We start from the raw sequence: 22,524 nt of genomic DNA on the forward strand, positions 1-22,524 counted from the left end.
TCCTTCATGGGAAGCCGCACGTCACCCTCGGTCGCCAACCACCTGGCGGCCGACCACGCCGCGCGCGCCTTGCGTCAGGACGTGCGCGAGGGTCTGACCGCCACTCCGAAGTCCTTGCCGCCCAAGTGGTTCTACGACGCCACCGGCAGCGACCTGTTCGACCAGATCACCCGGCTGCCGGAGTACTACCCCACCCGCGCCGAGGCGTCGATACTCGCCGAGCGCGCCGCCGAAATCGCCGAGGCCAGCGGGGCGGACACCCTGGTCGAACTCGGCAGCGGCACCTCCGAGAAGACGCGGATGCTGTTGGACTCGATGCGCGAGCGCGGCTCGCTGCGCCGTTTCATCCCGTTCGATGTGGACGTATCGGTGCTCGAGGCGGCCAGCGCCGCGCTGACGGTGGAGTACCCGGGTGTCGAGATCGACGCGGTGTGCGGCGACTTCGAGGAACACCTCGGCCAGATCCCCAGTGGCGGACGCAGGCTCATCGCATTTCTGGGCTCCACCATCGGCAACCTGACCCCGGGGCCGCGCGCCGACTTCCTGGCCGCGCTGGCCGCGGTGATGCAACCCGGCGATGCGCTGCTACTCGGCACCGACCTGGTGAAGGACACCGGCCGACTGGTCCGTGCCTACGACGACAGCGCGGGCGTCACCGCCGCATTCAACCGCAACGTCCTGGCGGTGGTGAACCGCGAGTTGGGCGCCGACTTCGATCTCGAGGTCTTCGAGCACGTCGCGAAATGGAACCCGGACGAAGAGCGCATCGAGATGTGGCTGCGCGCACGCGCCAGGCAGCAGGTCCGGATCACCGCACTGGACATGACCGTCGAGTTCGGCGAAGGCGAGGAGATGCTGACCGAGGTCTCGTGCAAGTTCCGGGCCGACGGCGTGGCCCGGGAATTGGCCGCCGCAGGATTGTCCCGCACGCACTGGTGGACGGATACCCCCGGCGACTTCGGCCTGTCCCTGGCCGTCAAATGAGTGCTGCCCCCGGGACCGAGGACCTGGCCACCCGCTGGCGGGCCGCCCGGCCCCAGCCGGCGGGCATCCACCTGGATTCGGCGGCCTGTTCCCGGCAGAGCAACGCCGTCATCGAGGCCGTGACCCGGCACGCCCGCCACGAAGCCGAGGTCGGCGGGTACGTGGCCGCGGCGGCGGCTGAACCCGCGTTGACCGCGGGCCGGACCGCCATCGCGACCCTGACGGGCATGAGCGCGGCCGACGGCGTGTTCACCACCGGCTCCAATCACGCGTTGGACCTGCTGCTGGGCTCCTGGCCGGGGCGTCGGTCGCTGGCCTGCACGCCCGGCGAATTCGGGCCCAACCTGGCCGTGATGGCGGCCAACGGGTTCGAGGTCCGTGCGCTCCCGGTCGACGAGCACGGCCGCGTCCTCGTGATCGAGGCTGCGGCGGCGCTGCAAGCCGACCCTCCCGGCTTGGTGCACCTGACCGGTATCGCCAGCCACCGCGGCATCGCCCAACCGGTGGACAAGCTCGTCGACCTGTGCCACACGCTCGGCATCCCGCTGGTGCTCGACGCCGCGCAGGCGCTGGGCCAGCTCGACTGTGCCGTCGGCGCCGACGTGGTCTACTCGTCGTCCCGCAAGTGGATGGCGGGACCGCGCGGTGTCGGCTTCCTTGCCATCACACCTGATCTGGCCGACCGACTGGTGCGCCGCCTGCCCCCGGCCTCCTGGGATGTGCCGGTGGATGTGCTGGCCAGCTTCGAACACCATGAAGCGAATCTGGCTGCGCGCATCGGGTTTTCAGTGGCGGTCGGGGAACATCTGGCCGCAGGCGCCGAGACGGTGCGGGCCACCCTGGCGCAGATCGGCAAAACCGCACGCAGCATGCTCGACGGAGTGTCGGGCTGGCGGACCGCCGAACCCGTCGACGAACCCACAGCCATCGTCACGTTCGTCCCGCCCGCGGGTGTCGACCCGGCGGCGGTTCGGCAATGGCTCATCGAGCAGCGCGGAATCGTCACCACCGCCGCCGAGATCGCGCGCGCCCCGTTCGAGCTGACCGCGCCGGTGCTGCGGATCTCGCCGCACGTCGACGCCACGACCGCCGATCTGGAGGGTTTCGCCACCGCCCTCGATGAGGCCACAGCCTCTTTGACCAGGTCGTAACACGCCACAGGTGTGATCGCAGCCACTTCGGGGAACCCCGCCTCCGGCGATATGGCGATGACTGGCTGAGGAGTTGGGGATGGCGAGCGCAGCGGAACCGAGGCCGGATACCGAGCCCGACCCTGGGAAGAAGACCAAAAAAGACCGCACCCACTGGCTGTACATCCTGGTCATCGTGGCGGTGGTGGGCGGCGTCGTCGTCGGCCTGGTGGCCCCCGAAACCGGGTCGTCGCTCGGTGTGCTCGGCACCTTGTTCGTCAGCCTGATCAAGATGATGATCTCACCGGTCATCTTCTGCACCATCGTCATCGGCATCGGATCGGTCCGCAAGGCGGCCTCCGTCGGCAAGGTGGGTGGGCTGGCGCTGGCCTACTTCCTCATCATGTCGACGTTTGCGCTCGGTATCGGCCTGGTGGTCGGCAACCTGATCAGCCCCGGAACCGGGCTCAACGTCCAGGGCGATCCCGGGGCCGGCGCCGAACTGGCCGGTGAAGCCGAAGCCGAAGGCGGCATGCTCGAGTTCTTCCAGAACATCGTGCCGACCTCGCTGCTGTCGTCGCTGACCGAAGGCAATGTCCTGCAGACCCTGTTCGTCGCGCTGCTGGTGGGCTTCGGCATCCAGGCGATGGGCGCCACCGGCGAGCCGTTGCTGCGCGGTATCAACTTGGTGCAGAAGCTCGTGTTCCGCATCCTGGCCGGCATCCTGTGGCTGGCCCCCATCGGTGCCTTCGGTGCCATCGCCAAAGTGGTGGGCGACACCGGGTTCGACGCGGTGATCCAGATGGGCGTGCTGATGCTCGCCTTCTACATCACCTGCGTGGTGTTCGTCTTCGGTATCCTGGGCCTGCTACTGCAGTTCGTCGCGCGCACCAACGTGTTCAAACTGGTCAAGTACCTTGCCCGCGAGTATCTGCTGATCGTGGCCACCTCGTCGTCGGAGTCGGCGCTACCGCGGCTGATCGCCAAGCTGGAGCATGCCGGTGTCCAGCCCACCACCGTGGGAATTGTTGTGCCCACCGGGTATTCGTTCAACCTCGACGGTACGGCCATCTACATGACCATGGCTTCGCTGTTCATCGCCGACGCGATGGGCAATCCGTTGTCGATCGGTGAGCAGCTGTCGCTGCTGGTGTTCATGATGGTGGCGTCCAAGGGTGCCGCCGGGGTCAGCGGCGCCGGGTTGGCCACGCTGGCCGCCGGGTTGCAGAGCCACCGTCCCGAGCTGCTCGACGGGATCGGGCTGATCGTCGGTATCGACAAGTTCATGTCGGAAGCCCGTGCGCTGACCAACTTCTCGGGCAACGCGGTGGCCACCATCCTGATCGGCGCCTGGACCAAGACCTACGACCACGACCGGTTGACCGCCGTGCTCGACGGGGACGTGCCGTTCGACGAGCAGGCGATGGTGGACGACCATCCGCTGCCGAGTGAGCGTGAGCAGGTGCCGGCGGCGAAGAGCTAACTCAAGCGGTATCTGACCTGAGGCCGGCCCGCCTTACCGTACTCGGTCACCCGGGTCACCACACCGTCGTCGGCCAGACGTTCCAGGTAGCGCCAGGCAGTCACCCGTGAGATGCCCGCCTGCGCAGCCGCTTCCGAGGCGTTGAGGCCGTCCGGGGTGGCTCGGATGGCCGCGGTCACCAGATCCATGGTGTCGGCCGAGACACCTTTCGGGGTGGCCGGGCGCTGGCCGGCGGTGCGTAAAGCGTTCATCGCCCGGTCGATCTCGTGCTGACCGGCTGCGGAACCACCCGCGCCGAGGGCCTCCCGGTACTGCTGGTAGCGCTCGAGCTTTTCGCGAAAAGCCGCGAAGGTGAACGGTTTCAGCAGATACAGAGCGACGCCGTGGGCCACCGCCGACCGCACCACCTCGAGGTCACGTTCGGACGTGATGGCGATGATGTCGGGGGAGGGGCGGATGGCGCTCAGAGCGGAGGCGACATCGATACCGCTGGCGTCGGGCAGGCCGATGTCCAGCAGCACGAGGTCGATCGGATTCTCATCAGCGGCGGCTGCGGCGACGGCCCGTAGCGCCGCGCTGCCGGTGCCGACGGCGGCATGCACCACGAATTCAGGTAGACGCTCAACGTATTGACGGTGCGCCTCGGCGATCAGCGGCTCGTCTTCGACGATGAGAACCCGGATCACCGGCGCACCGTGGGTATGGTGGCGGTGATCACCGAACCGTAGGTGTTCTCCGAGGTGATGGTGCCGCCGTGCGCGGCGATCACCTGCCACACCAGGGCCAGGCCCAGACCTCGCTCGCCGGACTTGGTGGAGTATCCCCGCATCCGGGCCTGCTCGAAGGCATCGGGCGTCATACCCGGTCCGCTGTCGGCCACGATGACGGTGAGGGCGTCGGTGGTTCCGCGCACGGTGACCTCGACCCACGCGGGTGTCTCGGCACGAGAGGCGTCGATGGCGTTGTCGACGAGATTGCCGACCAGCGTGATCAATTCGCCCTGTTTGAGGGTGAGATTGCTGGGATCGTCGAGCAGTGAGTCTTCGGTGACGGTCAGTTCGACACCACTGTCACGGGCCTGGCTGATCTTGCCGAGCAGCAGTGCGGCCAGTGCGGGCTCGGCGACGGTGGCCATCAGCCGGTCGATGAGGTGTTGTGACACGGCCAGTTCCGCCGTGGCGAATTCGACGGCCTGCTCGGCGCGGCCCAGCTCCACCATCGTGATCACGGTGTGGAGTCGGTTGTCGGCTTCGTGTGCACGCGAGCGCAGCGACTCGGCGAACTGCGTGACCGAGCTCAGCTCACCGGAAACCCGTTGCAGATCAGTACGATCCCGCAAGGTCATGACCGTCCCGACTTTGCGGCCCTCCCACAGCACGGGCTGCTGGTTGACCAGAAGCACGCGGTCAGCGGTGACATGGGTTTCATCGGTCAGCGTGTCACCGCTGGAGCTGCCCAGGGAGCCAGGCAACTGCGCCCGGGTCAAGGGCTCGTCGGGCAGCGAAAGCAGCCTTCGTGCTTCGTCATTGACCACTTCGGCGCGGCCATCGAGGTTGAACACCAGCAGCCCCTCGCCGATGGCGTGCAATACCGCCTCGCGTTGTTCGTACAACGTCGACAGATCACTGAACGACAATCCCAGGGTGCGCCGGCGCAGCCGTCGCTCCAGGAGGTAAGCCCCGAAGAAGGCGAGCAGCAGCGCGACACCGACCGCGAGCCCGATGGCGGGCAACGTGGCGAGCACGCTCTGCGACACCTTGGTGCGGGTGACGCCGGCGGACACCAGCCCCACGATGTTGCCGTCAGCGTCCCGCACCGGCGCCACCGCCCGAATCGAGGGTCCGAGTGTGCCGGGGTAGGTCTCGGTGAAGGTTTTGCCGGCCAGCGCGCGGTCGATGTTGCCGGTGAACTCACCACCGATACGGCTGACGTCGGTGTGGGTGAAGCGGGTGCGGTCCGGCGCCATCACCACGATGAAATCGACGCCGGTGGCCTTGCGGATCGCCTCGGTCTGCGGTTGCAGGATCGCCGTCGGGTCGCGGGAGACGATGGCCTCGGCGGTCGAGGTCATCAACGCCACCGACTCGGTGACCGCGATGACCTTCTGCGTCGTCAGCTCGTCCGCGTCGCGCCGGGCGTCGAGCACCGCCACCCCACCCGCCCCCAGGATGAGGATCAGCAGGAGCGCCAGCTGCCAGCTGAACAGCTCGCGGGCCACACTGCGATCGGTCGCCGAACCCCTGATCGTCACCGTGACGACCCTATTGGGTCGTGTCAGTCTGCCGACGCGGCTTGGGCCAACTCCCCGCGTGATGCTCGTGAACAGAGCAGCTGGCAGACGTGTCCTCTCAGGGATAGCTGTGGCGCCGATTCAAGGCCTGATGGCTGCTCATTTGTTTGCTGGCGGCGCTGGGTGGGATGCCGTGCAAGGTTCCGTGAACTGAAATCAATGAACTTATTGGTGACTTGGGTCACGCGGGGCCCGAGCATTTTGTGCAGTCCACGTGACCCCCACCACAGAACTCGAACTAGGAGCGCTGACATGGCAGATCAAGACACCGCCAGGCCTCTCGAACAACGCAAGAAACGCGACCGCACCCACTGGCTGTACATCGGCGTCATCGTCGCGGTGCTCGGCGGCATCGTCGTCGGACTCGTGGCGCCCGAGACCGGATCCGATCTCGGCGTCCTCGGCACGCTGTTCGTCAGCTTGATCAAGATGATGATCAGCCCCGTCATCTTCTGCACCATCGTGTTGGGCATCGGATCGGTCCGCAAGGCCGCCTCCGTCGGCAAGGTCGGCGGGATGGCGCTGCTCTACTTCCTGGCCATGTCCACCGCGGCGCTGGCTATCGGCCTGGTGGTCGGTAACCTGATCAGCCCCGGGACCGGGCTCAACGTGACCGCGGACCCGACCGCGGGCGCCGAACTGGCGGAGAAGGCCCACGGTGCCGGCGGCACCATGGACTTCATCGCGGGCATCATCCCCACGTCGCTGCTGAGCTCCCTGACCGAGGGCAACGTGCTGCAGACGCTGTTCGTGGCGCTGCTCGTCGGCTTCGGCCTACAGGCCATGGGGGCGGCCGGTGAGCCGATCCTGCGCGGTATCGGAATGGTGCAGAAGCTGGTGTTCCGCATCCTGGCGGGCATCCTGTGGCTGGCCCCGATCGGCGCATTCGGTGCCATCGCCAAGGTGGTGGGCGACACCGGCTTCGCCGCCGTGGTCCAGCTCGGTGTGCTGATGGGCGCCTTCTACCTGACCTGCGTGCTCTTCGTCTTCGGTGTGCTGGGCGGCCTGATGCGCCTGGTGTCGGGTGTCTCGATCTTCAAGTTGGTGCGCTACCTGGCCCGCGAGTACCTGCTGATCGTGGCGACGTCCTCCTCGGAGTCCGCGCTGCCCCGCCTGATCGCCAAGATGGAGCACGCCGGTGTGCAGCCCACCACCGTGGGAATCGTTGTGCCGACCGGCTATTCGTTCAACCTCGACGGCACCGCGATCTACCTGACCATGGCCTCGCTGTTCATCGCCGACGCGATGGGCAACCCGCTGTCCATCGGCGAGCAGCTCAGCCTGCTGGTGTTCATGATCATCGCTTCCAAGGGCGCCGCCGGTGTCAGCGGTGCCGGGCTGGCCACTCTGGCCGGCGGCCTGCAGAGCCACCGCCCGGAGCTGCTCGACGGTATCGGCCTGATCGTCGGCATCGACCGGTTCATGTCCGAGGCCCGCGCCGTCACCAACTTCTCCGGAAACGCCGTGGCCACCATCCTGATCGGCACCTGGACCAAGACGCTGGACAAGGCGCGGGTCCATGAGGTGCTCGACGGCAAGGCCCCGTTCGACGAGCAGACGATGGTCGACGACCACCCGCTGCCTGCTTCGTCGGAGAAGAAGGAACACGTCGGGGTCTGACTCCGCCAAGCAACCGAGCGCCGGCCCGAAATGGGTCGGCGCTCGGTCATGTTTTTCGGGCCTTGTCCCCGGCACATATGTGTGTGCAGCGACGTCTTGGCGGCGAGTCGCGTCGTTAGCCGCATATATGTCGCGGGGCGGCAGGGGGTCGACGGGCACATATGTGTGTGTAGCGGCGTCTTGGCGGCGTGTCGCGTCGTTAGCCGCATATATGTCGCGGGGCGGCAGGGGGTCGACGGGCACATATGTGTGTGTAGCGGCGTCTTGGCGGCGTGTCGCGTCGTCAGCCGCATATATGTCGCGGGGGTGGGCCGGGGGCGACGAAGCCGGGCGACCCTGCCCGACCGGGTAGGTATCGCACTGTCCGCTCGTGCGCAATTCCACTGCCAGGCGAGGGGTCTTGCCTCCGGAGTGTTCCCTAGATCACACCCCGTCCTCGACTCTGGTGTCCGACACCGAGTGCTCAAGACTCAGAGAGGACGCCACCCAATGAAGGTCGAGGATCTGCTCAAGCCTTTCCCCATCAAGGAGTTCCATCCCTTCCCGCGCGCCATGATGGGACCCGGCGCTCACGAGATGGTGGGTCCGGAAGCGCTCAAGATGGGTTTCAAGAAGACCCTGCTGATGTCGTCGGGCCTGCGTGGCACCGACATCGTGCACAACATGGCCGAATCGCTGAAATGGCATGGCCTCGAGGTGGTGGTCTATGACCAGGTGGAGTCCAATCCCAAGGACTACAACGTCATGGACTCGGTGAAGCTGTACCAGGAGCAGGAATGCGACAGCTTCATCTCCATCGGCGGCGGCTCCACCCACGACGCCTGTAAGGGCGCGCGCATCTCGGTGGCCCACGACGGTCGTAATGTCAACGACTTCGAGGGCTTCAACATGAGCGAGAACCCGAAGAACCCGCCGCACATCGCCATCTCCACCACCGCGGGTACCGGCTCGGAAACCTCCTGGGCGTACGTCATCACCGACACCACCACCGATCCGGACAACCCGCACAAGTACGTCGCCTTCGACGACGCCTGCGTGGCCACCCTGGCCGTCGACGACCCGGTGCTCTACTACGACTGCCCCACCGACTACACCGCGCAGTGCGGTTTCGACGTGCTGGCCCACGCCTCGGAGCCGTATGTCTCCCGGCTGAACTTCGAGCCGTCGCTGGGCAACGCCATCCGCGCCATCAAGCTGACCGCCGAGAACCTGCGCGAAGCCACCTGGAACGGCCAGGACCTGGCCGGTCGCCAGGGCATGATGTACGCGCAATACATTGCCGCACAGGCCTTCAACTCCGGTGGGCTGGGGATCATCCACTCCATCTCGCACGCGGTGTCGGCGTTCTACGACACCCACCACGGCCTCAACAACGCCATCGCCCTGCCCCGGGTGTGGGCGTTCAACATGCCGGTGGCCTACAAGCGATTCGCCGACATCGCCCAGGCGATGGGGGTGGACACCTATGGCATGACCGACGTGCAGGCCGCCGACGCCGCGCTGGCCGCCGCGATCCGCCTGCTGCGCGACGTGAACATCATCGAGAAGTTCACCGATATCAAGCAGGACAGCTACTCCAAGAACCGGTTGGGCCTGGGGCCCACCAAGTTCTACGAGAACGCCAAGGTGATCAAGGGTGACAAGGCCGACGTCGACCGCATCACCAACCACGTCCTCGGCGACGCGTGCACCCCGGGCAACGCCAAGGAGTGCACCTTCGATCTCGTTCGCCCCGTCGTGGACCACTGCATGAACGGCGACCTCGACGATCTCCTGAGCTGATGTTCACAGGCGTAGACGAGGTGCGTGAGGCACTCGCCGGGCAGGGCTACCTGGCCGACGAGCGCCTTGCGACAACGGTTTTCCTACAGACCAGGCTCGACAAACCACTGCTGATCGAAGGGCCGGCGGGTGTCGGGAAGACGGAGCTGGCGAAGGCTCTGGCCGCGGCTACCGGCCGGCGACTACTCCGATTGCAGTGTTACGAGGGTCAGGACGAGACCAAAGCGCTCTACGAATGGGATTACGGCAAGCAGTTGCTGTACACCCAGATCCTGCGGGAGAAGATCGGTCAGCTGGTGGCCGACGCCAGCACTCTCGAGGAGTCGGTGGAGCGGATCGGCAAGCAGGAGAGCGTGTTCTTCTCCGATCGGTTCCTGGCGCCGCGACCGCTGCTCGAGGCGGTGCGCTCCGAAGAGCCCGTGGTGCTGCTGATCGACGAAATCGACAGGGCCGACGAGGCATTGGAAGCGGTGCTGCTGGAACTGCTGGGTGAGTACCAGGTCTCGGTACCCGAGGTGGGCACCTTCACGGCCAAGCACGCCCCCTATGTGATCCTGACGTCGAACAACACCCGGGATCTGGCGGCCGCCCTGAAACGGCGCTGTCTGCATCTGTTCCTCGATTACCCTGCGGCAGAACGGGAGTTGGAGATCGTCCGGTCCAAGAACACCGGGCTCGCCGATGCGCTGGCCACCCAACTCGTTGACGTGGTGCGGGGCCTGCGTGACCTCGATCTACGCAAGTCGCCCAGCATCTCCGAGACCATCGACTGGGCCAGGACCCTGGCGGTGCTCGGCGTGGACGAGCTGAACGCCCAGGTGCTGTCCGACACCGTGTCCGTGGTGGTGAAGTACGACAAGGACGTGCGCAAATCGCTCGATGCGCTACCCCGCTTGGTGGATCCCAACGCGAAAGTGCCTGCGACGATGCACCACTCCCACAACGGGCACAGCCACTCGCATGATCATGATCATGATCACGGACATCCTCATGATCATTCCCACGATGAGCCCGACGGTAAGGACGTGCGGCAAGCCAAGGACAAACCCGGCCGGTTCCAAGACGGGTACTACGGCACACCCAAAACCGCCTCGCTCGGCCGGCGCCGACCCTTCTGATGGAAGCGACCCTGCACCGGTTCGTCCGGATCCTGCGGCTCGGGGGCCTGCGTGTCTCGATCCCCGAGGCGCTGGACGCAATGCGGTGCGCTGGGCAGCCTGGTGTGTTGAAATCCCGGGCTGTCCTGCGCACCGCATTGCGCGTCGCGCTGGTCAAAGACCACCGCGACGAGCCGATGTTCGACGAGATCTTCGACGCGTTCTTTTCGTTGGTGCGCATCGGCGCCGAAGATTCCGGGCACGGGCACAGCCACGCGCATGACGATCTGGTGGACACCGGCGAACTCGAGTCGTTCACGTTGTCCGAGGAGCCCAGCGACAAGCCGGAGGAGGGACACGAACACGGCAAGCCCAAGAGCATCCGGGACTACTTCAAGCAAGAAGACCTGGCCCAGCAGTACAACCTGCACCAGGAGGCCAACAAGATCGATCTGGCCGCACTGACCGACCAGATCGTGTTCTCCAAGGAAGGCACAGGGCTCGACGACAACAAGTACCGCGTCGAGCTCTCCGCCGACCGGCTGCACGGCGCGGGTCCCCCCGGCACCCTGTCGACCGCGTCGGGCACCGAGGTCGACGCTTCGCTGACCATCGCCGAGCAGAACGCACTGCTGGGCTGGCTCGACGAACTGGACGACCTGACCGGTGACGAATCGGATGCCGCGGCGTTGCGACGTCGGCTCACCGGCGTGCTGGAGAACCTGCCCCAGGCCCTCAAACGTCACCTCGAAGCGCTGCTGGCCTTGGAGAACCGTGTCATCGAGACCCGCGAACTGCGGGAGGCGGAACTGTCCGGGTCGGCCTGGCTACGTGAGACCGAGCGTGCCGAACTCGAGGACTCCCTGCGGAGGCTGGCCAGGTCGCTGCACGGGGCGTTGACCCACCGTCGGCGGATCGCCGCGGCCGGGCGCGTGGACCCCGGCCACACGATGCGGCGCAACATGCGCTTCGACGGCGTGCCGTTCATGCCCGTCACCATCCGCCGCGCCGAGGACCGGCCCCGGCTGGTGGTGCTCGCCGATGTGAGCCTGTCGGTGCGCGCGACCGCGCGGTTCACCCTCAACCTGGTGCACGGGTTGCAAGATCTGTTCACCCAGGTGCGTTCGTTCGCGTTCGTCGCGCACGTGGCCGAGACCACCGAGTTGTTCCGCGATTTCTCTTCCGAGCGGGCGCTGGGGTTGATCTTCGGAGGGGACGTGATCGATGTGGATGCCAACTCCGATTTCGGCAGCGTCTTCGGCGAGTTCCTGGCCGAACACTCCTCGGCGGTGACCCGGCGAACGACGGTGGTCATCCTGGGAGACGGCCGTAACAACGGCAAAGATCCCAATCTCGCGGCGTTCGAAGAGATCACGCGGCGCGCCCGGGAAACCGTCTGGCTGACCCCCGAACCGCGCTATTCGTGGGGCCTGGGCAGCTGTGACCTGCCTGCGTACGCCGAATTCTGTGACCGGGTACGGGTGGTCCGCGACCTGTCCGGGCTCGAGCATGCCGCGGCCGAATTTGCCGCCGGGGCGGTAGGCCGATGACCCGGTGGGGTCGTACTGTGGAACCTGCATTGTTATCCGGGTCACACTGTGTGCGCTCGGCGCAGGTCAGGCAGAGCGAGATGGTGACAGAACAACGGACGCGTGCCCAGCCCTGTCGGGTGCTCAAGTTCCACGCCCCCGAGATCGTCTTCGGGCTCGATTCGATGGTGGAGGCCGCGCACGCCGCGTTGCGGTTGGGAGCGCTGCGGCCGCTGCTGATCACCGACTCGGGTCTGATCGAGGCGGGCTGGGCCGACGAGATGCTGGCACACCTGCGCGAGCAGCACGTCGACGCCCAGGTGTGGAGCGGGTTGACGCCCAACCCGAAGGATCATGAAATCGCCGCCGGCTACCAGACCTATGTCGAGCACGGCTGCGACGTGCTGGTGGCGGTGGGCGGCGGTTCGGTGATCGACGCGGCCAAAGGGGTCGCGATCCTGGCTTCCAACGGCGGGCACATCCTCGACTACGAAGGCGTCGACAAAGCGCAGGTTCCGATTCCACCGCTGGTGGTGGTGCCGTCGACCTCCGGCACCGGCGCCGATGTGTCCCAGTTCTGCATCGTCACCGACACCACCCGCAATGTGAAGATCAGCATCCTGGGCCGTGCGCTGGTACCCGACGTCACCGTCATCGATCCGCGCCTGCTCACCACGATGCCCGAAAACCTCAATGCGGCAACCGGTCTCGACGCGTTGACGCATGGTATCGAAGCGTTCGTCTCACTCGGGCACAATCAGCTCACCGACCATCACGCGCTGCGCGCAGTACAGATGGTCACCGAGAATCTGGTCACCACCATCGAGCGCCCCACCGAGATGCCGGCCCGGGTGCTGATGGCCCAGGCCGCACTGGAGGCGGGCCTGGCGTTCACCAACGCGATCCTGGGCGCCACCCACGCGATGAGCCATCAGGTGGGTGGACTGCTGGATCTACCGCACGGCGTCATCAACGGCGTGCTGCTGCCGCACGTGATCCGGTTCAACTCCGAGGCCGACCCCGAGCCGTATGCGGTGATCGCGGCGTCCCTCGGGCTGGCCGAGCCCGGTGCACCGGCCGCCGAAGCAGCCGAAGCGCTGGCCGAGCGGATCGACCGGCTGGCCGCCGACGTCGGCGTGCCCCGCGGCCTGGCGCAGCTGGGGGTCAGCGACACCGACGTACCGATCCTGGCCAAGAACGCATTACACGACGCCTGCATGGCGACGAACCCGCGGCCGGCGGACGAGGAGCAGATGCAGGCGCTGTTCCGGGCGGCCATGTGAGTGCGGGGCCCGATCTCGAACGACTGACCGGACTGCGCTCCGGCAAGGGGACGTTCTACAGCGAATTCCGCGCCACCGCACAGCGACTCGACCGCGTGGTGGTGGCGCTGGACACCATCTCGCGGGCCCTGGTGCAGACCGTGCACGGTTCGGAGAACCTGGTGCGCGCCGTCGCCGAGGCGGCCCGGGTGCATCTGGACGCAGAATGGGTGGTGCTCGCACTGGCCGACGGTGCCCTGCCCGACGCGTATCCCCGGCACCTGATCCTGGATTCGGCGGGGCGGGCGTACGCGTTCGAAGGCCTGCCCGACGTCTCCGATCCCGGACCGCACCTGCCCGACGCGGTGCTCAACCGGCTCAACGACATCCTGCGCGGCCAGCTGGCGCAGTTCCGATTGCCGGTGATCGAACGCCGGCACGCGCACGTCCCGATCGAACTCGACGGTGAGGTGATGGGTGCGTTCGCGGCCTGGACGGCGCCCACGCGCACACTCGATGCCACCGACGCCGCGGTGATGCGGATCCTGGCCAGCCAGACGGCGGTGGCCCTGCAGAACTCGTCGCTGTTCTCGAAATCGGTGAGCCTGCTGGCCGAGTCCGAGGCCCGCAACGCCGAACTGCTGGCCACACAACGCGAACTCGGTGCGGTGCAACGTCATCAGGTGCTCGACAACGAACGGCACCGGATCGCCCGTGAACTGCACGACAGCGTGGCGCAGACGGTGCTGTCGGCGGGCATGCTGATCGAGGTGTGCCGCAGCGAGGCCGATGCGCCCGAACTGGTCAGCAGACTCGATCTGGCCAAAGACCTCACCCGGTCGGCCACCGAACAGCTGCGGTCGGCCATCTACGCCTTGAACCATCCCGGCGAGGCGGACCGCTCCAGCCTGTCGGAGATGCTTCAGCAGCTGGCCACGGTGCACATGCCGGAGGACCTGCGGGTGGAGCTGCGGGTGACGGGTAAGGCCGTCGAATTGCCCAACGACGCCGAGCACGCCCTGCTGCGGATTGCCGGTGAGGCGCTGTTCAACACCGCGATGCACGGCCACGCCACCCGCGCCATCATCGGACTGTCGTACAGCGATACCGCAGTGACACTGTCGATTTCCGACGACGGTGTGGGAGATCCCGGGCGGCTTCGATTGATGCTGCGGATGGCCGAAGCCGCTGACGTCGACGGTCGGCATCGCGGATTGGCGAACATGCGGGCCCGGGCCCGCGAACATGGTGGCACCTTCGAGGTGTACCGGTCCCGCATCGGCGGGGTGCGGGTGGCGGCCAGGATTCCCCGAGGAGTGCAAGCATGAAGACTGCGACAACCACGATCCGGCTGGTTCTGGTCGACGACCACGCCATCCTGCGCCAGGGGCTGCGCTCGATCCTGGAACGTGAACCCGACCTCGTCATCGTGGGGGAAGCGGCCTCGGAGGCCGAGGCGGAAGCCGTTGTGGCGGCGACGAATCCGGATGTGGTGCTGCTGGATCTGAAACTGTCGGCCGGATCGGATTTCGAAGGCCTGTCGCTGTGCGCGAAACTGTCGTCGGCCTACCCGTCCTGTGGCCTGCTGGTGCTGACGACGTTCCTGGATGAGAGTCTGGTGCTGCGCGCCGTGCACGCCGGGGCACGCGGTTATGTGGTCAAGGATGTGGACACCACCGAGCTGGTGCGGGCCATTCGGGCGATCTCGTTGGGGGAGAGCGCGTTTGATTCGCGTAGCGCCGCGGCGGTGGTGCGTTCACTGTCTGGTCGTACCGAGCCGCCGCAGCAGCTCACCGATCGCGAGATCGAGGTGCTGCGGCTGCTGGCGGCCGGGTTGTCCAACAGCAAGATCGGCGAGAAGCTGTTCATCTCGGCCACCACGGCCAAGTTCCACGTCAGCAACATCATGCGCAAGCTGGAGGTCAGCCGTCGCGCCGAGGCGGTGTACGCGGCGAGCAAACGCGGGCTGATCTGATCCCCTGCTCGGCCCTAGGGCCCTGGGGGTCCTGGGGGTCCTGGGGGTCCTGGGAGGCTCAGTGGTCGAGAATGAGCCAGCCGCCGTGGAATTCATCCACCGAGGCGGTCAGGCCGGAATGCTCGTCGCACAGTTTCGAGCCGAGGTGGTGCAGCCGGTCAAGGTCGAAACGCTGGACATGGCCGTAGCATTCCCTCGGCTCATCCTCGAACGGCACCGCCACCACCACACGATGGCGGGCCAGCCGCACGGCTTCACGCAGTACGGCGTCGACGGTGGGGTCATCCAGGTGCTCCAGCAGGTGCAGTGCGGTGACGGTATGGGCACTGTCGTCCGGCATCGGCACCGTCGAAGCATTGCACTGCAGTGTGCGCAACGGCCGGCCCAACGAACGGCTGGCCATGCCGAGCAGCTTCATGGTGGGGCCGCTGAGATCGGTTGCCGTCACTGCGATTCCGTTTCCCGACAGCCGCAAAGGGAAGAAACCGAAACACGAACCCAGGTCCACCACCCGCTGGCCGGTCACCAGAGTCGCGGCGCGCTCGTGCACCGGTGCGAACGCCGTCTCGCCGGCCTCGAGCCGCGCCAGGGAGTTGCGGTAGAAGCGCAGCCAGGCCGGTGCGCCGCCGTCGACGGTCGAGCGCACCACACCGGTGAACACCAGCTCGAACTCCGGTTGGCCCTGCAGCGCCCCGATGTCGACCAGCTCTTCGGCGAGCAGCACCGCCAGATCGTCGGACAGTTCGGCGGGGGTAAGGTCATGTTCCACGGTGAGTAGGGCACCGCTGCGATGCACGCAGAACCGCCGCGTGCACACCGCGTCGTGATGGTGGGAGCGGTGTGGACCGGTCCGGCGCCGCACCCGCACGCCATGGCCCGTCCACAGTCCGCGCGCCGCGGGCGCCAACGGATCGAGCGCAGTCTCCATGGCGGTCAACGCTATTGAACGAAGCCGGTGCTGCGCCCGCACCGAAAGGGCGCCGAATCAGCGCCGGTCGGGTGGGGGAGTGACTACCCGATCGGCGAGTGGGCCGGCGTGGCGGGCCGGGCGATGGACCGCCACACCATCTCGGTGAGCTTGCGGCAGTAGTCATCGGTCACCGGCTCCCCGGTGTAGAGGATGCGCATGTTGATGGGCGCGAACACCATCTCCAGGCAGACCTCGGGGTCGACGCCGGTGCGGATCTCGTCGCGGTCCCGCGCACGGTCGAAAATCACGCGCAGGCTGTCCGCCCGGGCTCGCCACGCCGCGCGGCGGATCTCCACCGTCCCGAGATACGGGTCGGTGATCAGATGGGCTCCGTGCAGTTTGGGGCCGTCCTGCGAGCCGAGGATGGTGGCCATCCCGACCGCGAGCAGGTAGAGGTCCTCCAGAAGCGACCCGGTGTCCGGCGGGAAGTCGTCGTCAGGGCGATGGGCGAGCGCGTCGAGGACCAGGCTGGCCGAGTCCGGCCAATGCCGTGCGACGAGCTGCGGGTCGAGTCCGTGCCGCTCGGTGGTTGCGGCGACGTCGAAACGGTCGATACCCCACCGGGTCAGTTCTTCGCGGACGGCACCGAGGACCCGATCGAGCTCGTCGACGGGCGCGGCGTCTTCGGGCACCATGCTCATGTTCTCCTCGCGTGATCGTCTGAACGATGCCGGATGCAGCGCTAGACGGGGGTGCGCCGGCGGTTCCTGGTATCGGTGCGCAGCACGGTGCGCACCGATACGGTGTCCCCGAGCATGTGCGCAATGGTACCGACGATGTCAGTGGCGGTCGTCACTCCCGTATCCAGCGGGCTGCGGGCCGCGACCGTCACGGTAAGAGTGATTGTGGGTGAACCGTGTTCAGCGGCGGCGCGGCCGGTGGCCTTGATGACATTCGAGTGTTGAGCCAGGGTGGTCGCGGCGACCTGCGCCACCGAGGACGCGTCTGCTGTGAGTCCGAAGTTGTCGGTGGTACGCCCGTCAACGAGGCCGAGACGAGTGAGCTTCGGTGCCCGATGATGCGAGAACAGCCACCGTAGCGCCAGCAGGATCAGCAAGATCCCGGCTGCTGCCGAGGCCCAGGGCCACCACGGTGTCTGAGTCAGTTCGGCGGCGGCGGACAGGTCCAGGGGCCGGGCCTGCCAGAGGGCTCCGCGTTGCCATGCGACTGCCGCCAGGCCGGAAGCCAGGAGTCCGATCCCCAGTAACAGCGCGGCGATTCGATCGACGATGACGGCGCGTCGCGTCATGATCTGGTCTCCTTCCGAGTGCGCACGACGATGCGAGGGGTGTGCTGTAGCGGCTGAAGCGCCACGCCGACAGCGTCGGCGACTCGACGCTCGACCTCTCCGCCGGTGTCACCGGTGACGGTGCAGCGGACGACGATCTTGCGACGGGTGGCGCTGGAGCGTGCGTTCAGGACGCCGGCAACGTCGTCAGCGGCGGCCGTCGCCACCTTCGCGATGTCACCGAGACCGATGAAGGCACCGGTGTCGGTGCCGATCGGTTGGGCGGTGGCCCGCCGGGGCGTGAGCGCGACGACCATCAACCCGATACCGAGGAACGCGGCGATGACTCCGAGTGGTTCCAGCCAGGCGGTGGGTGCCCATCCGTCCACTGCGGTGATGGCTTGGGAGACCCAACCCTGCCCGGCCAACCATCCGGCGGCGACCGCGGTGTCGCGGACGGCCACCACGCCGACCGCGCCGAGCGCTAGTGCGGCCGGCACCGCCACGTAGCTTGCGCCTGCCGCGGCGCGGGGTGCGGCTGCTGTGCGAATGTTTTGGCGGACAGGGGCACTGGTCATGTCAGCTCCCGGTGGCTGGAGGGCGGAACGATGGCAGCGACGTGCACGGTGACGCCGTCGACGGCGAGGCCGCTCTGGGTGGCGAGCGCATCGGTGACCTCCCGCCGCACCGTGGCTGCGGTGTCGGCGAGTGCACGGCCCCACTGCACGGCGATCTCGACGTCCACGCGGACCCGGTCGCCGGCGACGAAGGTGTCGACGCGGGGCAATTCGCGGCCGGCGACCCTCGACAATCCGCTTCCGTGCCGGTGGACGCCGTCGGCGCCAAGGGCAGCAGCCGTGGCGATGCTGGCCACGGCGCGATCCCGGACGGTGAGGCGTCCGCGCGCATCCGGGACCGCGAGGGTGTCGGGGTCAGCCACGGCCGCGGCCCTTGAACCAGGCGGTGGCGTCGAACTCCCCGTCGCGGTGCCCGCCGACGATATAGCCGAGTGCTCCCAACACCAGGGCCAACAGGAACCCCGTCAGCCCGCCTGCGGCGGCAGCGACGCCGAGCAGGACACCTGCGAGCATCCCTGAGGTTGCGGTGGTCATTCAGTTCTCCTTGGCGAGGTGGGAAGAGTTCCGGGGTCCTGCGGCGGGTGCGCCACGATGTCTTCGACGGTGACGTCGACGGGCCGCCCCGGCACCGCCGCGGCGACGGCGGCGCGGACAGCGGCGGCCGTCTCGCGCACCGCCGCGTCGCGCAGCACGCTGATGTGCACGTCGATGCGGTCGTCGGAGATCCGCACACCGGTGACCCGGCGTCCGGGTAGGTAGGTCGCGACCTCACCGAACATGCCGGGATGCAGTCCGGCGACGCCGGCCACGGTGCGGGCGATGCCCGCCACCGTGTCGGCTTCCGTGGAGAGGTCGGGCACTACTCGACCCTGGCCAGGCGGCTTTCCGTGGCGTCATCCTCGTCGGCGGGGACGTGGACGTCGTGCACGGTGATGTTGACCTCGACAACTTCCAGGCCGGTCATGCGTTCCAGAGCCGCGATGACGTTGCGGCGGATACCGGACGCCAGATCCGCGATCGAGACGCCGTACTCGGCCACGATGTCCACGTCGACGGCGGCCTGCTTCTCGCCCACCTCGACGGACACGCCCTGGGCGTAGTTGGTGGTGGCACCCGGGATGCGTTCCCGCAGCGCGCCGACTGCGCGGGTGGTGTTCCCACCCAGGTCATAGACGCCATTGACCTCGCGTGCGGCCAGGCCGGCGATCTTGGACACCACGGTGTCGGCGATCGTCGTCCGGCCGTGGCTGGTGGCCAGCGGGCCATTGGCGGCAGGAGCAACCGTCGGTGCTGCGGTGGTCGGAGTTTCGGTGGAAGCCATCTCACGAATCCCTTCTCGTCGGTTGTTGTACGTAGGTTGGACGGCGCTCCCCGGCGAAACCGAACGCCGCTGGAATGTGTTCTGTGACACAATCCGTGCCGGCGTCGGGGCCGGGTGTGGCGGAGGGGGCGCGGTGTGTGACGAGGAGACCTCGTCGGATGTCGACGACCGGGGGCTGGCGGCTGCTGCCCGCGCGGGCGATGCGGACGCGTTCGAGGAACTGGTCCGTCGGCACGGGCCGTCGCTCTACAGGTACGCCCGGCGCATGACCCAGGACACCGACGCCGTGAACGACATCGTTCAGGAGACGTTTGTGGCGGCATGGCGCCGGATCGCGACATTCCGCGGGGATTCGGCGGTGCGAACGTGGTTGTTCTCCATCTGCGCCCGCAAAGTGGTGGACTCGCAGCGCATCAAACGCGCGATCCCGGTTGACGACAGGTTGATCGAGCCGGTCAGCCATGACGCCGGGACGCATCCGTTTGCCGTGGCCTCCAACACGGCATTCCTGGAGGCTCTGGAAATCGCACTGGCCGAACTACCGCCCCGGCAACGCGCGGTGTGGATGCTACGAGAGGTCGAGGAGTTGACGTTCCCCCAGATCGGCACCATCCTGAATCTGAGCCCGGATGCCTCTCGCGGACACCATCACCGGGCCAGGGTGACACTCCAGCAAAGGCTTCAGCAATGGCGGTAGGTGACTACCACGGCGACGAGGACGTACTCCGGCGTGCGCCGCGGGTCCTGCGCGCCGCGCCCGAACCAGGCTGGCAGGCCCTCCAATCGAAGGTGCTCGCAGCGGTCCGGGCCACACCTCGCGGCGGCTGGCCCCTCGACGTCGACGATCCCCAGCCCGCCACGGCGACCGGTGTGCTGCGCGTCAGCGACCTCGTTCTCGGTACGGCACTGAGCCGGGCCTTGCGGGGCGACCCGAGCTACCAGGTCACCGATATCGATATCACGTCCGAAGAAGGTGTGCTGCAGGGTGTTTCGGTGACAATCAGTGCGCGCTACGGCGCGGATCTGACGGCGGCAGGTGCCCGTATCCGACGGCAGGCCGCAGCTGTGGTCGCTGACATCGTCGGGCCGACAAGTGTTCCCGCCATCGAGGTCGACGTCACCGATATCCACCGCTGACGTCCCTCGGTGGGTGCTGACCGCGTGGCCATTCAGAATCCGCGCGATCGATTGTCTTGTGAGGTCTGAACCTCGCGCACCATCCTGACCCCATGACATACCGGACACTCGGCCGCACAGGTGTGAAGGTGAGCCCGCTGACGCTGGGGGCCATGAATTTCGGTGCGTACGGCAACACCGATCACGATGACGCGATCCGGATCATCGAGCGCGCCCTCGATGCCGGGATCAATGTCATCGACACGGCCGACGCCTATTCACAGGGCGAAAGCGAGGTGATCGTCGGCAAGGCGCTCAAAGGACGCCGGGACGACGTCATCGTGGCCACCAAATTCCACGCGCCGTTCGGGGACGGAATCAACACCCGCGGCAGCTCGCGCCGGTGGATCTTCACCGCCGTCGAGAACTCGCTGCGCCGTTTGCAACTCGATCATCTCGATCTCTACCAGGCACACAAACCGGACCCCGACGTCGAACTGTCCGAGACGCTGGGAGCTCTCGACGACCTGGTCCGGCAGGGCAAGATCCGCTACTACGGCACGACGACTTACGAGCCGCACCTGCTGGTGGAAGCACAGTGGGTGGCGCAGCGGGATTCGCTGCGTCGGCCGGTCACCGAGCAGGCCCCCTATTCGATCCTGGCGCGCGGTGCGGAGCGGGCCGCCCTGCCGGTTGCACAGAAATACGGGCTCGGGGTGCTGACCTGGAGCCCGTTGGCCGGCGGCTGGTTGTCGGGACGGCATCGCGCGGGAGAGGAGGCGCTTCCGTCCCGGCGGGCCGAGAAGATGCCTGCGCGCCACGATCCGGAACTCGACGCCAACCGGCGCAAACGCGATATCGCCGTGGCGCTCGACAAGCTCGCCCGCGACTCCGGCATCACGGTCGCGCAGCTCTCGATCGCCTTCGCGCTCAACCATCCCGCGGTCTCGTCGGTGATCATCGGGCCGCGGACGCTCGATCAGTTGACCACGCTGTTGCCGGCCGGCGACGTTCGTCTCGACGCCGGCGTTCTGGACGCGATCGACGAACTGGTGCCGGCGGGCACCACCGTCAACCGCGCCGACGAGGGCTGGGAGCCACCGTGGCTGGCCGATGCCTCGGCGCGACGCCGCTGAACCCGGGCGATCAACCGTTCACGGCACCGTGATGGCCGCGTAGCGGGAGCGGAGGTACTCCTCGGCCGTCACCGGCTGATAGTCGTTGGCCCGGCCGATGGGCGGTGGGAACGACTCGATGAGCTGGTCGAGGTTGGCTTCGAAGAAGAAGATCAGCGAGATCAGCTCCTCGTCGGGCGCTTCGGCGCTCGGCGGCAGCACCCGGTGCAGGGTCGAGGTCCAGCGGTCGCCGGTCCAGCGCGCCATCAGGTCCCCGATGTTGATGGTGTAGGCGTCGGGAATCACCGGCGCGTCGATCCAGACACCGTTCCGCGTGCACACCTGCAGCCCGCCGTACCCGGCTTCGCGGTCGAGGATGGTGATGGTGCCGAAATCGGTGTGCGGTGCGATCCGGAACTGCCCTTCGGCGACGGGCCCGGTGCGGTTCAATGCGGGGTAACGGTTGATGTTGAACGTGTGCGGTGATGCCATGCAGCGTTCGACGAACCAGTTGGGCGGCAGGCTCGCCGCGGTGGCCAAGAGCTCCAACAACTCGGCGGCCAGGTCACGCATGGCGACGGCGTAGGTATCGCAAAGGGATTGCAGCACAGGGACTTCAGTAGGCCACACGTTGGGTGGGAACCATTCGGCGTCGACACTCGCCGCGCCGCTGGAGTACTCGTGACCCGACACGAACGTCTCTTTCAGGTCCGGCGGCAGCTCGACGCCCAGCAGGTACCCGTTGGCTTCCTTGCCCGGCGGTATCCAGCCGCGGCCACCCACCGCGGTGGCGTAACGCTGTTTGGCGGGATCGGAGAGCCCGAAGAACGTTCGTGCGGCCTCACGCAGTCCGGCCCGCAACGCGGCCGGCACTCCGTGCCCGCTGACCATCAGGAAGCCACTGTCGACGAGGGCGCGGTCGACAGTGGCGGCCAATGCGGCACGGTCGGCTTCAGAGCCGTTGCGCCACAACGAGAGGTCGACGAGCGGGATGCTGGCGGTCACAACTGATCCTGTCTCTGCGCGGGCCTGCCCGAGATGCGG

24 protein-coding genes are annotated in these 22,524 nt (G+C 67.2%); 13 read left to right on the forward strand and 11 right to left on the reverse strand.

All coding sequences use genetic code 11. The annotated features are described in order from the left end of the window. The first annotated feature begins 6 nt into the window (after window positions 1-6). The 3 genes from egtD to AC3A6P_RS21915 all read left to right on the forward strand — a co-directional run bounded on the left by egtD (window position 7) and on the right by AC3A6P_RS21915 (window position 3,597). Complete coding sequence (gene egtD / locus AC3A6P_RS21905; RefSeq protein ID WP_487693869.1) at window positions 7-984, forward strand: L-histidine N(alpha)-methyltransferase; 978 nt, start codon at window positions 7-9, stop codon at window positions 982-984. Next, a complete protein-coding gene (gene egtE, locus AC3A6P_RS21910; protein ID WP_487693870.1) occupies window positions 981-2,135 on the forward strand; it encodes an ergothioneine biosynthesis PLP-dependent enzyme EgtE in 1,155 nt (384 codons plus the stop codon). Before egtD ends, egtE begins: the two co-directional genes overlap by 4 nt. A 79-nt stretch (window positions 2,136-2,214) precedes the next feature. Beyond that, complete coding sequence (locus AC3A6P_RS21915; protein WP_487693871.1) at window positions 2,215-3,597, forward strand: cation:dicarboxylate symporter family transporter; 1,383 nt, start codon at window positions 2,215-2,217, stop codon at window positions 3,595-3,597. Here AC3A6P_RS21915 and AC3A6P_RS21920 read toward each other — a convergent pair. Then, window positions 3,594-4,283, reverse strand: coding sequence for a response regulator (locus AC3A6P_RS21920; protein ID WP_487693872.1), 690 nt, complete (start codon window positions 4,281-4,283; stop codon window positions 3,594-3,596). The two genes, AC3A6P_RS21915 and AC3A6P_RS21920, sit on opposite strands and share 4 nt — an antisense overlap. Then, window positions 4,280-5,848 carry a sensor histidine kinase gene (locus tag AC3A6P_RS21925; RefSeq protein WP_487693873.1) on the reverse strand — a complete coding sequence of 523 codons (1,569 nt, stop codon included), beginning with the start codon at window positions 5,846-5,848 and terminating at the stop codon, window positions 4,280-4,282. Before AC3A6P_RS21925 ends, AC3A6P_RS21920 begins: the two co-directional genes overlap by 4 nt. A gap of 291 nt (window positions 5,849-6,139) precedes the next feature. On the opposite strand from AC3A6P_RS21925, the gene AC3A6P_RS21930 reads away from it, so the two are divergent. The 7 genes from AC3A6P_RS21930 to AC3A6P_RS21960 all read left to right on the forward strand — a co-directional run bounded on the left by AC3A6P_RS21930 (window position 6,140) and on the right by AC3A6P_RS21960 (window position 15,152). Beyond that, window positions 6,140-7,507 (forward strand): cation:dicarboxylate symporter family transporter, encoded by a 1,368-nt coding sequence (locus AC3A6P_RS21930; RefSeq protein WP_487693874.1) that lies wholly within the window; start codon window positions 6,140-6,142, stop codon window positions 7,505-7,507. A gap of 489 nt (window positions 7,508-7,996) precedes the next feature. After that, window positions 7,997-9,289 carry an NDMA-dependent methanol dehydrogenase gene (gene mdo, locus AC3A6P_RS21935; RefSeq protein WP_487693875.1) on the forward strand — a complete coding sequence of 431 codons (1,293 nt, stop codon included), beginning with the start codon at window positions 7,997-7,999 and terminating at the stop codon, window positions 9,287-9,289. After that, window positions 9,289-10,407 carry an AAA family ATPase gene (locus AC3A6P_RS21940; RefSeq protein WP_487693876.1) on the forward strand — a complete coding sequence of 373 codons (1,119 nt, stop codon included), beginning with the start codon at window positions 9,289-9,291 and terminating at the stop codon, window positions 10,405-10,407. The genes mdo and AC3A6P_RS21940 overlap by 1 nt, the downstream gene beginning before the upstream one ends. After that, window positions 10,407-11,936, forward strand: coding sequence for a VWA domain-containing protein (locus AC3A6P_RS21945; RefSeq protein ID WP_487693877.1), 1,530 nt, complete (start codon window positions 10,407-10,409; stop codon window positions 11,934-11,936). Before AC3A6P_RS21940 ends, AC3A6P_RS21945 begins: the two co-directional genes overlap by 1 nt. Before the next feature lie 80 nt (window positions 11,937-12,016). Further along, window positions 12,017-13,198: an iron-containing alcohol dehydrogenase gene (locus tag AC3A6P_RS21950; protein WP_487693878.1), complete on the forward strand. Its 1,182-nt coding sequence runs from the start codon at window positions 12,017-12,019 to the stop codon at window positions 13,196-13,198. After that, window positions 13,195-14,505, forward strand: a complete 1,311-nt coding sequence (locus AC3A6P_RS21955) for a MadS family sensor histidine kinase (RefSeq protein WP_487693879.1) — start codon at window positions 13,195-13,197, stop codon at window positions 14,503-14,505. Before AC3A6P_RS21950 ends, AC3A6P_RS21955 begins: the two co-directional genes overlap by 4 nt. Continuing rightward, window positions 14,502-15,152: a MadR family response regulator transcription factor gene (locus tag AC3A6P_RS21960; RefSeq protein WP_487693880.1), complete on the forward strand. Its 651-nt coding sequence runs from the start codon at window positions 14,502-14,504 to the stop codon at window positions 15,150-15,152. Before AC3A6P_RS21955 ends, AC3A6P_RS21960 begins: the two co-directional genes overlap by 4 nt. Before the next feature lie 58 nt (window positions 15,153-15,210). Here AC3A6P_RS21960 and mftM read toward each other — a convergent pair whose 3' ends face one another. The 8 genes from mftM to AC3A6P_RS22000 all read right to left on the reverse strand — a co-directional run bounded on the left by mftM (window position 15,211) and on the right by AC3A6P_RS22000 (window position 19,249). Continuing rightward, on the reverse strand, window positions 15,211-16,080 hold the full coding sequence (gene mftM / locus AC3A6P_RS21965) for a mycofactocin oligosaccharide methyltransferase MftM (protein WP_487693881.1): 870 nt from the start codon (window positions 16,078-16,080) through the stop codon (window positions 15,211-15,213). Between the two features lie 83 nt (window positions 16,081-16,163). After that, on the reverse strand, window positions 16,164-16,763 hold the full coding sequence (locus AC3A6P_RS21970; RefSeq protein ID WP_487693882.1) for a TetR-like C-terminal domain-containing protein: 600 nt from the start codon (window positions 16,761-16,763) through the stop codon (window positions 16,164-16,166). Between the two features lie 41 nt (window positions 16,764-16,804). Beyond that, the gene (locus AC3A6P_RS21975; protein WP_487693883.1) at window positions 16,805-17,371 is read right to left on the reverse strand and encodes an alkaline shock response membrane anchor protein AmaP; all 567 of its coding nucleotides are present in this window, start codon (window positions 17,369-17,371) and stop codon (window positions 16,805-16,807) included. Continuing rightward, the gene (locus AC3A6P_RS21980) at window positions 17,368-17,928 is read right to left on the reverse strand and encodes a DUF6286 domain-containing protein (RefSeq protein WP_487693885.1); all 561 of its coding nucleotides are present in this window, start codon (window positions 17,926-17,928) and stop codon (window positions 17,368-17,370) included. The genes AC3A6P_RS21975 and AC3A6P_RS21980 overlap by 4 nt, the downstream gene beginning before the upstream one ends. Beyond that, window positions 17,925-18,290, reverse strand: a complete 366-nt coding sequence (locus tag AC3A6P_RS21985; protein ID WP_487693886.1) for an Asp23/Gls24 family envelope stress response protein — start codon at window positions 18,288-18,290, stop codon at window positions 17,925-17,927. Before AC3A6P_RS21985 ends, AC3A6P_RS21980 begins: the two co-directional genes overlap by 4 nt. Beyond that, window positions 18,283-18,462 carry a hypothetical protein gene (locus AC3A6P_RS21990; protein WP_487693887.1) on the reverse strand — a complete coding sequence of 60 codons (180 nt, stop codon included), beginning with the start codon at window positions 18,460-18,462 and terminating at the stop codon, window positions 18,283-18,285. Before AC3A6P_RS21990 ends, AC3A6P_RS21985 begins: the two co-directional genes overlap by 8 nt. Continuing rightward, window positions 18,459-18,788 carry an Asp23/Gls24 family envelope stress response protein gene (locus AC3A6P_RS21995; RefSeq protein ID WP_487693888.1) on the reverse strand — a complete coding sequence of 110 codons (330 nt, stop codon included), beginning with the start codon at window positions 18,786-18,788 and terminating at the stop codon, window positions 18,459-18,461. Before AC3A6P_RS21995 ends, AC3A6P_RS21990 begins: the two co-directional genes overlap by 4 nt. Then, window positions 18,788-19,249, reverse strand: a complete 462-nt coding sequence (locus tag AC3A6P_RS22000) for an Asp23/Gls24 family envelope stress response protein (protein WP_487693889.1) — start codon at window positions 19,247-19,249, stop codon at window positions 18,788-18,790. Before AC3A6P_RS22000 ends, AC3A6P_RS21995 begins: the two co-directional genes overlap by 1 nt. Window positions 19,250-19,382: 133 nt before the next feature. On the opposite strand from AC3A6P_RS22000, the gene AC3A6P_RS22005 reads away from it, so the two are divergent. From AC3A6P_RS22005 to AC3A6P_RS22015, 3 genes are all read left to right on the forward strand, one after another. After that, entirely contained in the window at window positions 19,383-19,946 is a 564-nt protein-coding gene (locus AC3A6P_RS22005; protein WP_487693891.1) for an RNA polymerase sigma factor, read from the forward strand. Next, window positions 19,937-20,386 carry a hypothetical protein gene (locus AC3A6P_RS22010; protein WP_487693892.1) on the forward strand — a complete coding sequence of 150 codons (450 nt, stop codon included), beginning with the start codon at window positions 19,937-19,939 and terminating at the stop codon, window positions 20,384-20,386. The genes AC3A6P_RS22005 and AC3A6P_RS22010 overlap by 10 nt, the downstream gene beginning before the upstream one ends. 92 nt (window positions 20,387-20,478) lie before the next feature. After that, the gene (locus tag AC3A6P_RS22015) at window positions 20,479-21,501 is read left to right on the forward strand and encodes an aldo/keto reductase (RefSeq protein WP_487693893.1); all 1,023 of its coding nucleotides are present in this window, start codon (window positions 20,479-20,481) and stop codon (window positions 21,499-21,501) included. Between the two features lie 18 nt (window positions 21,502-21,519). Here AC3A6P_RS22015 and AC3A6P_RS22020 read toward each other — a convergent pair whose 3' ends face one another. Beyond that, entirely contained in the window at window positions 21,520-22,485 is a 966-nt protein-coding gene (locus AC3A6P_RS22020; RefSeq protein WP_487693894.1) for an isopenicillin N synthase family dioxygenase, read from the reverse strand. Window positions 22,486-22,524: the final 39 nt, after the last annotated feature.

The sequence above is a fragment of the Mycobacterium sp. Soil_C_30 genome, from assembly GCF_057656995.1.

Excerpts from the sequence above, each read along its gene's own strand:
- egtD (WP_487693869.1), top strand. The coding sequence starts at position 7 with ATGGGAAGCCGCACGTCACCCTCGGTCGCCAACCACCTGGCGGCCGAC.
- egtE (WP_487693870.1), top strand. The coding sequence starts at position 981 with ATGAGTGCTGCCCCCGGGACCGAGGACCTGGCCACCCGCTGGCGGGCC.
- AC3A6P_RS21915 (WP_487693871.1), top strand. The coding sequence starts at position 2,215 with ATGGCGAGCGCAGCGGAACCGAGGCCGGATACCGAGCCCGACCCTGGG.
- AC3A6P_RS21930 (WP_487693874.1), top strand. The coding sequence starts at position 6,140 with ATGGCAGATCAAGACACCGCCAGGCCTCTCGAACAACGCAAGAAACGC.
- mdo (WP_487693875.1), top strand. The coding sequence starts at position 7,997 with ATGAAGGTCGAGGATCTGCTCAAGCCTTTCCCCATCAAGGAGTTCCAT.
- AC3A6P_RS21940 (WP_487693876.1), top strand. The coding sequence starts at position 9,289 with ATGTTCACAGGCGTAGACGAGGTGCGTGAGGCACTCGCCGGGCAGGGC.
- AC3A6P_RS21945 (WP_487693877.1), top strand. The coding sequence starts at position 10,407 with ATGGAAGCGACCCTGCACCGGTTCGTCCGGATCCTGCGGCTCGGGGGC.
- AC3A6P_RS21950 (WP_487693878.1), top strand. The coding sequence starts at position 12,017 with ATGGTGACAGAACAACGGACGCGTGCCCAGCCCTGTCGGGTGCTCAAG.
- AC3A6P_RS21960 (WP_487693880.1), top strand. The coding sequence starts at position 14,502 with ATGAAGACTGCGACAACCACGATCCGGCTGGTTCTGGTCGACGACCAC.
- mftM (WP_487693881.1), bottom strand. The coding sequence starts at position 16,080 with ATGGAGACTGCGCTCGATCCGTTGGCGCCCGCGGCGCGCGGACTGTGG.
- AC3A6P_RS21970 (WP_487693882.1), bottom strand. The coding sequence starts at position 16,763 with ATGAGCATGGTGCCCGAAGACGCCGCGCCCGTCGACGAGCTCGATCGG.
- AC3A6P_RS21975 (WP_487693883.1), bottom strand. The coding sequence starts at position 17,371 with ATGACGCGACGCGCCGTCATCGTCGATCGAATCGCCGCGCTGTTACTG.
- AC3A6P_RS21980 (WP_487693885.1), bottom strand. The coding sequence starts at position 17,928 with ATGACCAGTGCCCCTGTCCGCCAAAACATTCGCACAGCAGCCGCACCC.
- AC3A6P_RS21990 (WP_487693887.1), bottom strand. The coding sequence starts at position 18,462 with ATGACCACCGCAACCTCAGGGATGCTCGCAGGTGTCCTGCTCGGCGTC.
- AC3A6P_RS22000 (WP_487693889.1), bottom strand. The coding sequence starts at position 19,249 with ATGGCTTCCACCGAAACTCCGACCACCGCAGCACCGACGGTTGCTCCT.
- AC3A6P_RS22010 (WP_487693892.1), top strand. The coding sequence starts at position 19,937 with ATGGCGGTAGGTGACTACCACGGCGACGAGGACGTACTCCGGCGTGCG.
- AC3A6P_RS22015 (WP_487693893.1), top strand. The coding sequence starts at position 20,479 with ATGACATACCGGACACTCGGCCGCACAGGTGTGAAGGTGAGCCCGCTG.